Source organism: Paenibacillus sp. YYML68, from assembly GCF_027923405.1.
Taxonomy (GTDB): Bacteria; Bacillota; Bacilli; order Paenibacillales; family NBRC-103111; genus Paenibacillus_G.
The window spans coordinates 3896593-3910893 of record NZ_BQYI01000001.1; the positions used below are offsets into that span (position 1 = coordinate 3896593).

Genomic DNA, 14301 nt, shown 5'->3' on the forward strand with positions numbered 1-14301 from the left:
CTGCGGCTCTAAGCCGTCCGTGTCCAGCACCATTCCCCCTGAAACGAGAGGATCGCATGATCGACATATTATCCAAGGTACCTTTATTTCAAGGCATGAACCCGCATCAGCTCGTCGCCATCTCCAATATTTGTCAGAAGAAGACGTTCAAGGCGTACACGACTCTGTTTCAAGAGAAGGACGTAGGCTCCATCTTCTATATCGTACATACCGGCTCGGTCAAAATATATACAAGCTCGAACACAGGTGAAGAAAAAATATTATCCGTCATTCAAGCCGGAGAAAGCTTCGGAGAGCTGTCCTTGATCGACGGCAAGCCGCGCTCAGCCTCCGCCCAGACGCTGGAGGAAAGCAGTCTGATCGCCATTAGCGCCCAGAACTTCCTCGCGCTGCTGCGCTCCAACTTCGATATGAGCCTGATCATCATGCAGGAGCTGTGCAGCCGTCTGCGGGATACGAATCAGCATGTATACGACCTGACGTTCCTCGATGCGCGTAGCCGTGTTATTAAGAGCCTAATTAAGCTGGCCAATAAGAACGGGAGCCGAAGCGGCAGTCTCATCACGATCCGCATGACGCTCAATTATGACGAGGTGTCGCAGATGGCCGGTGTCAACAAGCCCATCTTAATGCAGGTCATACGCGATTTTCAGGACAAGCAGATCATTACGTTCCGTGGTTCAGACATCGTGCTTGATCTGGCGAAGCTGCGAGGGTAGGAGACACAGTAGCGGCTCGCATAATAGCGGCAGCTCTTGCTCAGCATAACACAGCCACAAGCCCGGCGACTTACACCGGGCTTGTCTCAGCATCAGCCTCGGACTTAGCCTCCACTAGGCGCTTGACCAGCTCAGCGCCCGCCTCCCTGCCTTGTCTCACACAATCGGGAAGCCCGACTCCATGGAACGCCGCCCCGGTTACGAGCACATGCGGCATCGCCGTCCGTATACTCTCTCTCACCTTGCGAACACGCTCAAGATGACCGACCGGATATTGCGGCATTGACCGCATTAGCGGTGTCAGCTCGGTGAATAACGGCTCAGCCGATATGCCCATCGTCTCCAACAGATCGCGCTTGACTGCGCGAATGACCTCATCTGCAGACATGTGGAGCCATCTGTCGTCCCCAGCACGCCCGACGTAGCAGCGCAGCAGTACCTTGCCGGCTGGAGCCGTGTGCAGCCATTTTTTCGACGTCCATGTGCACGCCGTAATGAATCTGCCTTCCCTGCGCGGCACGACGAAGCCCGAGCCGTCCAGACGATGCGCGATGTCACTCTCGTCATAAGCAAGCACGACGTTCGCCACCGATACATACTCCATCTCCCGAAGCTGTCGCGCCACTGGAATCGTCTTCTCCAGCAGCTCTGCCGCACCGTAAGAGGGCAGTGTGACGATGACGCCGCCCGCTTCCTCCAGCTCGCCGTCCGTACGAACGAGCCTATAGGCTGATGGCGAAGCCTCTGACGCCGGTTCGGCCTCTTGGACGACCTCCACCTTCTCTATCGAACGAATGCCGCAATCCTTCACGAAGCGCACGTTGTCGAGCGAATCGATCAAGCCGTTCACCACCGTATCCAGCCCATCCTTGAACGTCAGGAACGTCGTGTTGCGGGCGTATTCAGGCAAGCTGCGGCTCTCCTCGCCACCAGCCTTCCGATTGTGCATCATACCGAGAATGAGACTCCGGTGCTTCTGCTCAATCGAATGAAATTGCGGGAAGGTCGCTCTTAAGCTTAAGGCGTACGTATCGCCTGCGTAGATGCCAGCGAGGAGCGGCTCAGCGATCTGCGTCAGTACCTCACGGCCAAGACGCCGCTCCAGGAAGCTGCCCAGCGACTCATCCGCTTGGTCCTCTCGCCTTGGCAGCAACAGGTCCAGCATCGCTCTTGCTTTGCCTGCTGGCGATAGCAGACTCGTACGCGCGAACGGCAACAGCTGCGTCGGAATACCGAGCATCAAGCCTGGTGGCATCCGGTGCAGCTTCCCGCGCGTCAGAATGTACGTCTTCTTCGCCTCGGGATTCGTGCCGGTCAGCTGATCCTCGAGCCCCAGCTCCTTCGCCAGGTCCGCCATCGCGAGCTTGCGGGCCAGGAACGAATCTGGCCCACGTTCAATAATGAAGCCGTCCCGCCGTAGCGTGTTGATCTTACCGCCGAACTTGTCGCTCTTCTCGTATACAGTTATGCGATGAGCACGTCCGCTCTGCTCGAGCTGCTTCTTCGCCTCGTAAGCCGCAGTAAGACCGGTTATGCCACCGCCGATGATGACCAGATGAAGCGGCTTCCCTGCCCTGTCGCTCATTAGCCCTTCACCGCATTCGTCAGCAGAGCATGGACCACTTCGCCGAGCGTCTCCATATACAGTGGATCTGTATTGAGCGAGCGCGTCCGCTCGAAGCGAAGACCCAGCTCCTCGGCCGTCCGCTTCGCTTCAATATCCAGATCATACAGTACCTCCAGATGATCCGATACGAAGCCGATTGGACAGACGAGCACGCATTCGGCCTTGTTCTCGTCCTTAACCGTCTGCAGGACGTCCAGAATGTCCGGTCCGAGCCACGGCACGCCAGTCTGTCCCGCGCTCTGCCAGCCGAACTGCCAACGGGTAACGCCCGTCTTCTCCACGATTGCCCGCGACGTCTCCAGCAGCTGCTCCGGATACGGGTCCTTCATCTCGAGAATACGCTCAGGCAAGCTGTGCGCCGTGAACATAACGAGCACCTCGTCCTTGCTCACGCCCTCGAATCTAGCTAGCGCCTCCTCCACACGGATGGACAGCGCCTCAATCAGCTTCGGATGCAGATGATAGCTGCGTACGAAGCTGATCGACAGTCCGAGCTGGTCCGCCTTCTCCTGCGCCCGCTTGATGTAGCTGCCGACGCTCATTACCGAATAGTGCGGTGCAAGTACAACGCCAACCGCTTCCGTAATGCCGTCCTTCACCATCTGCTCCACACCGTCCTCGATGAACGGAGATGCGTGCTTCAGCCCTTGATAGCAGACGAATTCGATGTCCGGATAAGCCTCATTCAGCTTCTCCTCGAGCGCCTTCACCTGATTGTCCGTATGTTGTCTTAATGGAAAAAATCCACCCACAATCGCCTCATACCGGTCGGTCAGCTCCTTCAGCTGCTCCGGCGAAGGGGGCGAGCCGCGGCGAATATGCGTATAATAAGCCTCGACCTGATCGAGACTTTCTGGAGTGCCATAGGACATCACAAGTACGCCGACTTTACGGCTGCGAGCTTGGCTCATGCTATACACCGCTTTCCTGTTTGGATGTAGCGTTAGCAGACTGCGCTGCAATCGCTTGACGCGAATAGTCGTGAATGAAATCGGTTAGCTCCTTCAGCTTCTCCAGCGACGCCTCCGGGAACAGCCCATGCCCCAGGTTGAATACATAGCCCGGCTCCCGAATACCGTCATCGATAATCGCCTTCGCCTGCTCCTGAATGACTGACAGCGGCGCAGTCAGCACGTACGGATCGAGGTTGCCCTGCACCGCGAACTTGCCAGCGAGACGATTGCGTCCCTCTGAGATTCGCACACGCCAATCCAGACCGATAACATCTGCCTTCACGTTGTGCAAATACGGAAGAAGCTCCCCCGAGCTGACGCCTGGGAAATAAATCTTAGGCACGTCGAGATGACTCAGCTCGTTGAAGATGCGCTCGATTGTAGGCAGCACATACACTTGGAAGTCGGCCGGAGACAATGCGCCCACCCAGCTGTCGAACAGCTGGAACGCCTTCGCACCGGACGCCACATGCGCCTTCAAGTAGGCGATGACCATGTCGCCGAGCTTATCCATCAGCTGGAACCAGACCGCAGGCTCCCCGTACATGAGCGCCTTCGTGCGGATGTAGCTCTTGGACGGCTTGCCCTCGATCAAGTAGCTCGCAATCGTGAACGGTGCGCCTGCGAACGTGATGAGCGGCACCTCCAGCTGCTCGACGAGCAGCTCAATCGTACGCAGAATGTGGGGCAGATGCTCCTCCACCTGAATTGGACGAAGACGCTCCACATCGGCGGCCGAACGAATCGGGTTGTCGATGACCGGTCCGACGTTCTTCACAATATCGAAATCAATCCCGATCGAGGCGACCGGATTCATAATATCTGAATACAGAATCGCTGCATCGACGCCGAGCTTCTTAATCGGCATCAGCGTTACCTCAGCAGCGAGCTCTGGCTGCTTGCAGATCTCGAGCAGACTGTATTTCTCCTTAATCTTACGGTAGTCCGGGTCGTATCGGCCCGCCTGCCTCATATACCATACCGGCAACCGATCCACCGGCTGCTGCTTACATGCGCGAATAAACAAATCGTTGTAGCTCATCGGCTTACCCTCTTTCCCGCTAGCTTCCATAGTCTACCTTCCATTATGCCCGAATTGAAGCGCCGTAACAACGCAATAACGGGAATGCTTTCCGACAAAAGTATGACAGCGCCTTCGCCTCTGCAAAAAAAGTCCTAGCCTCCAGATCGGAAGCAGGACGTTGGTTCATCGAACGTTCGTTCGTTAGCTGCGAGGGCCGTTCAACCAGCTCGCAATATCTTTCGCAAAATACGTAATGATCAAATCGGCTCCGGCCCGCTTGAAGCTGACCATCGTCTCCAGCACGATCGAACGCTCGTCGATCCAGCCTTGTGCAGCAGCCGCCTTCACCATCGAATATTCCGCGCTCACATTGTATACAACGATCGGCAGCTCGTACCGCTCGCGCAGTCTGTATACAATATCCATATACGCCAGCCCCGGCTTCACCATGAGAAAATCAGCACCCTCCGCGACGTCGCTGTCCGCCTCGCGAATCGCCTCGCGCGCATTCGCCGGATCCATCTGGTACGTCTTGCGGTCACCGAACTGTGGCGCGGAGTGAGCCGCATCGCGGAACGGACCGTAGAAGGACGACGCATACTTCACCGCGTACGACATGATCGGCACGTCCTGGTAGCCCGCCTCATCCAGACCTTGGCGAATGGCGGCGACGAAGCCGTCCATCATATTGGATGGAGCAATAATATCCGCACCTGCCTCAGCCTGAGACACCGCCGTCTTCGCCAGCAGCTCTAGGGACGGATCGTTCAGCACATCCGCCCGCTTCTTCGCTTCATCATATTGCACAACACCGCAATGACCGTGCTCGGTGAACTGGCACAAGCACGTATCCGCGATGACGAGCAGTTGAGGCGCCCATTGCTTGATCAGCCGAGTCGCCTGCTGAACGATGCCATTCGGGTCCGACGCCGGGCCTCCGTGTGCATCCTTCTCATGTGGTATGCCGAAGAGCAGCACCGACTGAATACCGAGTGCGACAATCTCTTGAATCTCGACTTCAAGTCGATCTAGCGACCAGTGAAACACGCCAGGCATAGACGGAATCTCATGCTTCACATTGCTCTCATGCGTCACGAAAATCGGATAAATCAAATCGTTGACCGTTACCGCATGCTCTCGCACCATATTGCGGAGAGCTGCCGACGTGCGCAATCTACGGTTGCGTACGGTTGGATAAGCCATGGTGTCCCTCCTTGCTTCTCATTCGCACATTCATTCTGCTTCTATATTACAGGCTCAACTATGCCTGTTCCTCGATCAGACTGCGCACCAGCGCGTCTACTGTCGCTTCCTTGGCCAGATGATGCACCTGAAGCCCCGCCTTCTCGGCTGTCTTCACTGTCATCGGACCGATACAAGCGATGCGGCATGGCGCCAGCAGCTCAAGCGGCTTCTCCACGCCAAGCTTCTCAAGCGCGAGAATTAGATTCGTGACCGTCGACGAGCTCGTGAACGTCACCGTATGAATAGCGCCCTGCTGCAGCAGCTCGACGACATGCTCGCCGCCTTCCGTATCGAGCACATTCTCATAGATGTCGATCTTCGTGACGTCGAGTCCGAGCTCCCGCAGCTTGACTGGCATGTCTGTCCGTGCAATGTCAGCAGTGGCGAGCAGCACCCGTTGACCGGCTTCCAGCTCAGGTGCGATCGTCTCCAGCAGCGCATCGCCCTGGAACACAGGTGGGATGACATCGACGAGCAGGCCGCGACGCTCCAGCGCTTCAGCTGTCTTCGGTCCGACCGCGACGAGTCTTGCCTTGCCCATCAGTCTAATGTCTAGGCGCAGCTCCTTCATACGGTCGAAGAACGCGTCCACCCCGTTGACGCTGGTGAAGACGATCCAGTCGAACGTATCGAGTCGACGCAGCGCCTCATCGCGCTTCTGCTGAGCTTCCACAGGTGTCGGCGGCTGTGTGCGGATCACCGGGAACTCGACCGCTTCCCCACCCAGCTCATCGATCTGATTGACCAGATCGCTTGCCTGACTGCGCGCCCGTGTTACCAGAATGCGGCGACCGAACAGCTTCTTCTTCTCGAACCACGCCAGCTTCTCCCGAAGCTGCACAACCTTGCCTACAATCGTCACAGCTGGGGACTGGAAGCCAGCCTCACGTACCTTTTGCACAATATCGGTCAGCGTACCTGTCAGCGTCTCCTGCTCCATCCACGTTCCCCAGCGGATGAGCGCAACCGGCGTGTCGGGCGACTTGCCGCCATCGATCAACGATTCACAGATCGTCTCCAGATTGGCAACACCCATCAGGAAGATCAGCGTACCGGACGCCTGCGCTAGGTTCGTCCAGTTGACATTCGAATACGTCTTATTCTTATATTCATGACCCGTCACAATTGAGAACGAGGACGTGAAATCCCGATGCGTCACCGGAATGCCGGCATATGCCGGAACGGCGATGGAGGACGTAATGCCCGGCACGATTTCGAAGGCAATGTCGTTCTCCGCCAGCAGCTCCGCCTCCTCGCCGACACGGCCGAACACGCTAGGATCTCCGCCCTTTAATCTTGTGACCGTCTTGCCCTGGAGCGCAAGATCGACGAGCAGCTGGTTGATCTCCTCCTGCTTCATCATGTGCTTGTCTGGCAGCTTCCCTACGAATATTTTCTCCGCTCCTGGCTTCATATGCTTCAGCAGCCTTGGACTTGCCAATCGATCATAGACGACGACGTCAGCACGCTGGATCGCCTCCAGCCCGCGCAGCGTAATGAGCTTCGGGTCACCAGGACCTGCACCAACCAAATATACGACACCCTTACGCATCCTGCTTCTCCCCTCACCTTACCATTCAATATGCATTCGTGCGCCCCATGTCATGTCGAACTGCTTATCTCTCTATGTATATATTCAATCTGCATTCTCTCTAAAGAAAGCTGCGGCAAGCAAGCGAGTACCGTCTATTCGTTACCCTCTTGCCGCCTCCAGCAGCTCCGCCGCTCCTTGCGCAATAAGCTGCTCGGCTACAGCGTCTCCAAGCTGGATCGGATCATCTCCGGTCTGCGAGGCCTTCAGGATCGTCTTGCCGTCCGGCGAGCCGACCATACCCGTCAGCTGCATGAGCGGCTTCCCTGTGCTGGACTGCTCGCCTGTCAGCTTCGCATAGGCGCCGATCGGCACCTGGCAACCGCCGTTCAGCTTACCGAGGAACGTTCGCTCTGCCGCGACCGTAACTGCCGTCTCCTCATGCTGATAATGGTTCAGCAGCTCCAGCATGAAGCTGTCGTCCTCCCGGCATTCGACGCACAGTGCCCCTTGCCCTACTGCAGGCAAGCACAGCCCCGGCTCGAGGTACGCGGTGATGCGGTCGTTCCAGCCAACCCGATGCAGCCCCGCTCCCGCCAAAATGATAGCGTGAAAGCCTTCCGTCTCCAGCTTGCGAAGCCGGGAATCAATGTTGCCACGGATCGGCTCAATAACCAGATCCGGTCTATAGTTCTGCAGCTGACTCGATCTGCGCAGCGAGCTTGTGCCGACCTTTGCCCCTTGCGGCAAGTCATCCACGCCTTGACCGTCACGCATAATAATGCAGTCCCGCGGGTCCTCCCGCTCGGGTACAGCACCGATCGTCAGACCTTCCGGCAGCTCGAACGGCATATCCTTCATGCTGTGTACCGCCATATCAATATCGCCGTTCAACAGCGCTTGCTCGATCTCCTTGACGAACAGGCCTTTACCCCCGACCTTGGACAGCGTAACGTCGAGAATAATGTCACCCTTGGTCACAATTTTGACTAGCTCGAACTCGGCCTCTATGCCGTGCTGCTCGCACAGCTGCCGCAAATGCTCGACGACATGACCCGTTTGCGTTAAGGCCAGCTGGCTTTGTCTTGTACCTACTTTAATTGTGCGCATCTGATTACTCCTAACCGTATGTATAGTTTCAACAGCTCACTTCAATATCCACTACAATCCAGCTTGCCCATCATGCGGAGTGATCAGACGAAGCCACTCCCCGATCGCTAGCACTCCTTCTATCGTCGGGTTGGCATACAACCGTTGCGATAGCTCTACCCTCAGCTTCTCCAAGTCCATACTGCCGCCCCGCCCCAAGTGTGGAGCAAGCTCCCAGCGCAGCATATGCCGGAACATCTCTTGCCGTACGCTACTATCCGACACCAGCTGCTGCACCTCTTGACGCAGTCCATACAGTAGCTCGAGATATAGCTCGTAATGTTCAGCCTGCAGCCACCGACTAACTTGATCACGGACGTGCAGCGCCATCCCCGGACTCGCCCCGGAGGTCGATACAGCGACCGTCAAGCGCCCCTGTCTCAGCACGGCAGGCAGCAAGAAGCTTCCGTGATCAGCCTCATCGGCCGCATTGACCCAGATGCCCAGCTGCTCCGCTTCCACACGGACGGCAGCATTCACTTCAGGAGCATCCGTAGCGGCGAACAGCAGCCTCGCCTCTCGCACCTCTGGCATACCGGGCGCATAGCAGCTGCGGAGCCAGCGAATCGAGCCGTCCGCAGCCAGCCCCTCCAGCTCGCTCGTCACATGCGGGCTAATGACGGTGACGGCAGCCTCGGCCTGCAGCAGTCCTCGAACCTTGCGAGCTGCCACCTGTCCGCCGCCGATGACGACGCATGGCTCATTATGAATGATCAGCATAACTGGATACGTCGATGCCATCTGCTTACCACCCTTCATTTCCTTCGTGCCTTCTATGTCCACTGGTGAAAGGAGGAGTAATAATTAGACAGCAGCACATTCACAACCGTAATGGCAAACGCCGCCAAATTCCACAAAGCAAGACGGTTGCCTGGTGCTTTCAGCAACAGCCGCTGCACGAGATAGAAGATATAGGCTAGCAGCACAAACCAGGAATTGAGCACCTTCGGATCGTACAGCAGCCGCACGTCGCCGTGCAGCGTAATCCAGACGATACCTAGCGAGGTCGTCATCAGTAGCAGCGGGGTACCGATCATCACCGCGATGAAGGCGAAGTGGTCTGTTTTCTCCAGCGACGGAAGACGCTGCATACGCTGCGACCATTGCTTCTCCTTCAGCTTCCGGTGCAAAAACAAATACATGCCCGAGAACACGGCCGACACGACGAACGCAGCATAGCCTGCAACAGCGAGCGTAATATGGATGAATAAGAGCTCATCGTTAATGTTCCAGCGTGAAAGCGCAGGCGCAAGGCCCGGCTTGCCGAATACGTTCAACGCCAATATCGCAAAGCCAATTAAATTGACGAAAAACATGAACAGGTCTAATCGGAAAAAGCGACTGATTACGAATGAAACCGTGATGAGCAGCCAGCTGAATATAAATAGCGTCTCAAACTTCGAGAAGCCGACGCTGCTCTCATAGGTGACCATACTATACACGAAATAGCCTGTTTGTAAAACCCATACAAAAAGAAGCAACCCTGTCCCCATCCGTTTAGCACTTCGATTCGGATTACTAAAATCCGCGAAGTAAAACAGCAGGCTCAGGGCATAAATATAAAGTATCGCGTCGTATAACCAGGTTTCCGTCACCATGGTCTATTTCCTTTCCGGCTAGGCCTTGGCCCAAGCTTCGCTGGGCGCGTTGCTCGACCGAACCTTGGCGAGAAGCTCATCCTTCATCCGCTCCTGTGCCGCCTCCGCCTCCCGCTGCCGCTGCTCCTGCTCTGCCCGTTTTTGCCCTTCCAACTGTTCTTCTAAAGCAAAAATTTTCGCAAATAGGTCTACCGCTTCGTCTCCGTTACGTTCTGCGGCCATTTCCTTAATGCGGACAATCGGATCACGGAGCATCTGGTTCACAATGCTCTTCGTCAGCTTGCGGATCACCTTGAGCTCACGCTCATCGAGCTCCGGCAGCTTGTTCATCAAGCTGTCCATCGTCTCTTCATGAATGGCGGAAGCCTTCGCCTGCAGCGCCTGAATGACCGGCGCGATACCAAGCGTCTTCGACCATTGCTCGAACGCTACGATCTCGGCTTGAATCATTTCCTCAATCTTCACAGCAGCCTTCTGGCGCTCCTCGAGGTGGGCGCTGACGATCGACTGCAGGTTATCAATATCGTATAAATAGACGTTCGGCATATCGCCAAGACGCGGGTCGAGATCGCGAGGGACGGCAATATCGATCATGAACAGTGGTCTGGATCTGCGACGCTGCAGTACGCTCGACACCATCTCCGCCGTTAGAACGTAGCCTGTCGACCCTGTGGAGCTGATGACAATATCAGCCTCCTCCAGGTGAAGCATCAGCTTGTCCATGGTGCTCGCCACGCCGCGGAACCGTTCCGCGAGCTCTTGGGCGCGGCCAAGCGTACGATTCACTACGGTCACCTTATTCGCACCGCTTGCAGTCAGATGCTTCGCCGTCAGCTCGCTCATCTTGCCTGCCCCGATAATAAGCACCTTCTTGTTCTCATACGAGCCGAAGATGCGCTTGCCGAGCTCGACCGCTGCATAGCTGACCGATACCGGATTCTCGTTAATGCCCGTATCCGTATGTGCCCGCTTCGCCATCGTCACCGCCTGCTTGAACAGCGTATTGAACAACACGCCGGTTGTCTTGTGCTCCTGTGCTAGGAAGAACGCATCGCGCACCTGACCCAAAATCTGCGTCTCACCGAGGATCATCGAATCGAGACCGCTCGTGACACGGAACAGATGGTTGATGGCCGCCTGATTCTCATATATATATAAGTGCTCGCTGAACTGCTCCTTCGGCACCTTAAACCACTTCTCGATAAATGTACGCAAATGGTGCGCACACATGTTCTGCGTATCTACAGCGACGTACAGCTCCGTCCGATTACAGGTGCCCACGATGACACATTCCATTACGCACTTGGTTGACTTCAGCTCTTGCAGAGCCAGAGGCAACTCCCCTTGTGCGAATGCGAACTTTTCACGGATAGACACTGGTGCTGTACGATAGTTGAGACCCGCTACGACAATATGCATCTGGTTCACCTGCCTCCTTCTCTTTTCATTTCAGTTTATTATAGCACAAGCCCTAATGTTCTTCGACAAAATTTATGAACATTTTATAAACGCTCGGAGTGGTGCTCTTTTCTCGCTAGGTTGCGCTGCGCGCAAAGACGCTTGAAAAGAGCACCACCTCGCTGGAGTAAAGACCTGGGCTAGCCGCGCGCTTCGCTGGACGCTGGCTCGATCGGTTTCGCTCGCACTGCTTGTCGCGCTCGCGTGAGTTAACTGCGTGCGCGCTGCGGGCCCTTGTGCTCGATCTCGCTCCGTTGCGCACAGCGCAAAAGTCGCTCGATTCGAGGGTGCCACGGGGCTTGCTGTTCGCATCGCAACAGCTTGAAGAGCGGGCGGTGCTCGCTCGCTAACGCTTCGCACAGCCATTTAAGAGCGTAGCGTGCTCGCTAGCGCATCGCTACCGTCTTAGGCTCGCTAGCGCATCGCCGACTTTTAGCTTGCTAGCGCATCGCGCCTTTTGGCTCGCTATCGCATCGCGACAACCTTAATACCTTAGCTCGCTAGCGCATCGCAACTGCTTGAACACCTTGCGCGCTTCGCGGCAACATAAAAGAAATAACCTCGGGCATGTTCCCCGAGGTTATATTATGTGTAATCGTCAAAATATTATTATTTTACCAATTGCGCTTGCTTCAGTACAGGTGTTTCGACTTGCAGCTCGCCCATGCCGCGAACGAGCTTCTTCGCGTGCGATGTGGTTGGCTTCAATACGGACAGCATGTGCTCAATCGCAAGCTGAGGATCTACTGTTTCACCGCAAGTGTAGCAGTCCAGTGCGGCAAAACCTCTCTCAGGATACGTATGAATGGAGAGATGGCTTTCTGAGAGCAATACGAGAACAGTTGCTCCTTGTGGTTCGAATTGCTTGGATTGTACAGACAATACTGTTGCTCCGCATACCTCAGCTGCTTCTACCATTTGTGCCTGTAACCATTCCGAGTTGTTGAGAAGATCAAAATCGACCCCCCAAGTGTCTACAGCTACATGTCTTCCGAAAGTTGAGTATTCCATCTTCCGGTTCCCCCTTCCTAGGAATAAAATGTTGTACTAATTTCATCCGCTAGGACCTACGTCATTCACTTCCCGAGGGAGTAATCTCTCGCAACATTCAATGTCCTGAGTGAATCCTGGTTCCTATTTTGTTTTCAACGAGAATAAAAATAACATCTATTGAACAGAAATGCAATAGTTTTTTTTAGACGCGCCATCCAAACCTTACCATCGCACAACAATACTGTATGTATTCGGCTTGTATGGTGTGATGCCGGGAGCAGCCTTCACACGGCCCAACCTGCATGAGCCTGTTCCACAAAAACAAGAACCCGGAAGCGGCACAAGGCGAGCTTTCGGGTTCTCTATACATGTATATTAAGCTTCGAGTACGAACAATCGATGTGTAAGACGCTGCAGTCGCTCGTCAATATGCTCGCGAATGCCTGCTTCCGCAATATCATTGCGCAGGTCAAGCAGCTCATTAATTTGAGCACGCACCGATTGAATTTCGGCTTCAACTTCATTCTTCTGGAACAATTGCTGCAGCATGCCGATCGTATCACGGTATTCGTATACGATTTTTTCAGACGTTGCCGTATTTTCCGTTATTTTCACCACTGCGCCTTGCTTGTACGTGTAGACCATTGTGTAGGTTGGGTAATTTCGGTGTACGATCGCATCGCCCTTGAATTCTGAGACGGCTTTGCGCATCGCGTTCACAAGACTTCGATTGTGAATACGGCACGTTCCCTGACAAACGTACAAATTCATTTTGCGCTCGAACGACAGGACAATTTCTTCGTCCCGGTCATCCTGCAGTACCACCTCTTGATTTCCGTTTTCGAGTACCTTCACTTGCATGGATGCTCCGTGATCTTTGAACATTCGGATAAACTGGGAAAACTCAGCTTCAGATAACTGTAGGCAGGTTTTGACATATTCAGTCGCTAACCTATTTGCCATAAAAATCCCTCGATTCATTTTTTTCGAACCATGAAGCGTAGTCTTTTCTTTAGTTGTTCTATATACATTATACTACACATTATTTTAATATTCCTGCTGACAAAGGCATTGTTTTTCGCCGGAATTCAGAAAATTTCGCTTTTACCTCGATTCAGCCCAGAAGAAGCGCATAATAACTCCTAAATCCTCTGCAAGTCAGCAGGTTCCCTGCCTGATCCGAAAGGCATAATTGCAAAAGAGCCTTCCGCACAGCTTCTGCGGAAAGCTCTTATGTAGCAAGGCTCCTTACCTGTGGAGCCCGGCCTATCTAGTCGTTCTTAGACCGCTCTGCAGTCCCAGACACCTGCTCAGACGTCGTCTCAGCAAGCTCAGCTTGCTCAGCAGCTTCACCTTCAGGCAACGCGGCGGTCGTCTGTACGAGCTCCTCCGAGGCGCTAGCAGTCTCGTAGCCGATCCGCTCCTCGATCAAGCGCCACAGCTCGTCCTTGCCGTACCCCGTCTCCGAGGAGAACAGGACGAGGGGATCGTTCTTGTCTGCTCCTAGCGTGTCGCGAATGATCTTGATATGCTTCTGCCACTTGCCCTTCGGAATTTTGTCCGCCTTCGTTGCTACGATGCACAGACTTGCGCCGTTATGCTTCAACCAAGTGTACATCGCTTGATCATCCTTCGACGGCGCATGCCGAATATCGATGATGTGCAGGACGAGCTTCAGCTCCTCCCGCTTCAGCAAGTACGCCTCGATGAACTTGCCCCACTTCTCGCGCTCGCTCTTGGATACCTTGGCATAGCCATAGCCGGGCAGATCGACGAAGTATAAATCTTGATTAATTCGATAATAGTTCAACTGCTGCGTCTTGCCCGGCTTGGAGCTCGTTCTTGCTAGATTTCTACGGTTGATCATCCGATTGATCAGTGACGACTTGCCGACGTTAGAACGCCCTGCCAGAGCGATCTCCGGCAAGGCGTCGACAGGATACTGACTCGGACCAACCGCGCTGATAATGAACTCAGCTTGATTGACCTTCATGCGACTTCACT

General features: G+C 54.9%; 13 protein-coding genes. 1 reads left to right on the plus strand and 12 read right to left on the minus strand.

Annotated features, from left to right (window positions below):
* Positions 1 to 56 precede the first annotated feature (56 nt).
* Positions 57 to 719 carry a Crp/Fnr family transcriptional regulator gene (locus tag PAE68_RS17510; protein ID WP_281889086.1) on the plus strand — a complete coding sequence of 221 codons (663 nt, stop codon included), beginning with the start codon at positions 57 to 59 and terminating at the stop codon, positions 717 to 719.
* Positions 720 to 789: 70 nt separating this feature from the next.
* Here PAE68_RS17510 and hemG read toward each other — a convergent pair whose 3' ends face one another.
* The 12 genes from hemG to yihA form a co-directional block, all read right to left on the minus strand.
* Positions 790 to 2304: a protoporphyrinogen oxidase gene (gene hemG, locus PAE68_RS17515; RefSeq protein WP_281889088.1), complete on the minus strand. Its 1515-nt coding sequence runs from the start codon at positions 2302 to 2304 to the stop codon at positions 790 to 792.
* Complete coding sequence (gene hemH / locus PAE68_RS17520; protein ID WP_281889090.1) at positions 2304 to 3257, minus strand: ferrochelatase; 954 nt, start codon at positions 3255 to 3257, stop codon at positions 2304 to 2306. Before hemH ends, hemG begins: the two co-directional genes overlap by 1 nt.
* 1 nt (position 3258) lies before the next feature.
* Complete coding sequence (gene hemE / locus PAE68_RS17525) at positions 3259 to 4341, minus strand: uroporphyrinogen decarboxylase (protein ID WP_281889092.1); 1083 nt, start codon at positions 4339 to 4341, stop codon at positions 3259 to 3261.
* Between the two features lie 183 nt (positions 4342 to 4524).
* Positions 4525 to 5526 carry a porphobilinogen synthase gene (hemB, locus tag PAE68_RS17530; RefSeq protein WP_281889094.1) on the minus strand — a complete coding sequence of 334 codons (1002 nt, stop codon included), beginning with the start codon at positions 5524 to 5526 and terminating at the stop codon, positions 4525 to 4527.
* A gap of 58 nt (positions 5527 to 5584) precedes the next feature.
* Positions 5585 to 7120 (minus strand): uroporphyrinogen-III C-methyltransferase, encoded by a 1536-nt coding sequence (cobA, locus tag PAE68_RS17535; protein WP_281889096.1) that lies wholly within the window; start codon positions 7118 to 7120, stop codon positions 5585 to 5587.
* A 141-nt stretch (positions 7121 to 7261) separates the two neighbouring features.
* Positions 7262 to 8209 (minus strand): hydroxymethylbilane synthase, encoded by a 948-nt coding sequence (gene hemC, locus PAE68_RS17540; protein ID WP_281889098.1) that lies wholly within the window; start codon positions 8207 to 8209, stop codon positions 7262 to 7264.
* A gap of 51 nt (positions 8210 to 8260) precedes the next feature.
* Positions 8261 to 9007, minus strand: coding sequence for a precorrin-2 dehydrogenase/sirohydrochlorin ferrochelatase family protein (locus PAE68_RS17545; protein WP_281889100.1), 747 nt, complete (start codon positions 9005 to 9007; stop codon positions 8261 to 8263).
* Between the two features lie 14 nt (positions 9008 to 9021).
* On the minus strand, positions 9022 to 9681 hold the full coding sequence (ccsA, locus tag PAE68_RS17550) for a cytochrome c biogenesis protein CcsA (RefSeq protein WP_281891119.1): 660 nt from the start codon (positions 9679 to 9681) through the stop codon (positions 9022 to 9024).
* A 183-nt stretch (positions 9682 to 9864) separates the two neighbouring features.
* Positions 9865 to 11265, minus strand: coding sequence for a glutamyl-tRNA reductase (hemA, locus tag PAE68_RS17555; protein WP_281889102.1), 1401 nt, complete (start codon positions 11263 to 11265; stop codon positions 9865 to 9867).
* Positions 11266 to 11913: 648 nt separating this feature from the next.
* The gene (gene speD, locus PAE68_RS17560) at positions 11914 to 12315 is read right to left on the minus strand and encodes an adenosylmethionine decarboxylase (protein ID WP_281889104.1); all 402 of its coding nucleotides are present in this window, start codon (positions 12313 to 12315) and stop codon (positions 11914 to 11916) included.
* Between the two features lie 357 nt (positions 12316 to 12672).
* Positions 12673 to 13260 carry a non-ribosomal peptide synthetase module gene (locus PAE68_RS17565; RefSeq protein ID WP_281889106.1) on the minus strand — a complete coding sequence of 196 codons (588 nt, stop codon included), beginning with the start codon at positions 13258 to 13260 and terminating at the stop codon, positions 12673 to 12675.
* A 307-nt stretch (positions 13261 to 13567) separates the two neighbouring features.
* On the minus strand, positions 13568 to 14290 hold the full coding sequence (gene yihA, locus PAE68_RS17570) for a ribosome biogenesis GTP-binding protein YihA/YsxC (protein WP_281889108.1): 723 nt from the start codon (positions 14288 to 14290) through the stop codon (positions 13568 to 13570).
* Between the last annotated feature and the right edge of the window lie 11 nt (positions 14291 to 14301).

Bases quoted from the DNA above. Each gene is read 5' to 3' on its own strand.
- PAE68_RS17510 (WP_281889086.1), top strand. From the start codon at position 57: ATGATCGACATATTATCCAAGGTACCTTTATTTCAAGGCATGAACCCG.
- hemG (WP_281889088.1), bottom strand. From the start codon at position 2,304: ATGAGCGACAGGGCAGGGAAGCCGCTTCATCTGGTCATCATCGGCGGT.
- hemH (WP_281889090.1), bottom strand. From the start codon at position 3,257: ATGAGCCAAGCTCGCAGCCGTAAAGTCGGCGTACTTGTGATGTCCTAT.
- hemE (WP_281889092.1), bottom strand. From the start codon at position 4,341: ATGAGCTACAACGATTTGTTTATTCGCGCATGTAAGCAGCAGCCGGTG.
- hemB (WP_281889094.1), bottom strand. From the start codon at position 5,526: ATGGCTTATCCAACCGTACGCAACCGTAGATTGCGCACGTCGGCAGCT.
- cobA (WP_281889096.1), bottom strand. From the start codon at position 7,120: ATGCGTAAGGGTGTCGTATATTTGGTTGGTGCAGGTCCTGGTGACCCG.
- hemC (WP_281889098.1), bottom strand. From the start codon at position 8,209: ATGCGCACAATTAAAGTAGGTACAAGACAAAGCCAGCTGGCCTTAACG.
- PAE68_RS17545 (WP_281889100.1), bottom strand. From the start codon at position 9,007: ATGAAGGGTGGTAAGCAGATGGCATCGACGTATCCAGTTATGCTGATC.
- ccsA (WP_281891119.1), bottom strand. From the start codon at position 9,681: ATGGTCACCTATGAGAGCAGCGTCGGCTTCTCGAAGTTTGAGACGCTA.
- hemA (WP_281889102.1), bottom strand. From the start codon at position 11,265: ATGCATATTGTCGTAGCGGGTCTCAACTATCGTACAGCACCAGTGTCT.
- speD (WP_281889104.1), bottom strand. From the start codon at position 12,315: ATGGAATACTCAACTTTCGGAAGACATGTAGCTGTAGACACTTGGGGG.
- PAE68_RS17565 (WP_281889106.1), bottom strand. From the start codon at position 13,260: ATGGCAAATAGGTTAGCGACTGAATATGTCAAAACCTGCCTACAGTTA.
- yihA (WP_281889108.1), bottom strand. From the start codon at position 14,290: ATGAAGGTCAATCAAGCTGAGTTCATTATCAGCGCGGTTGGTCCGAGT.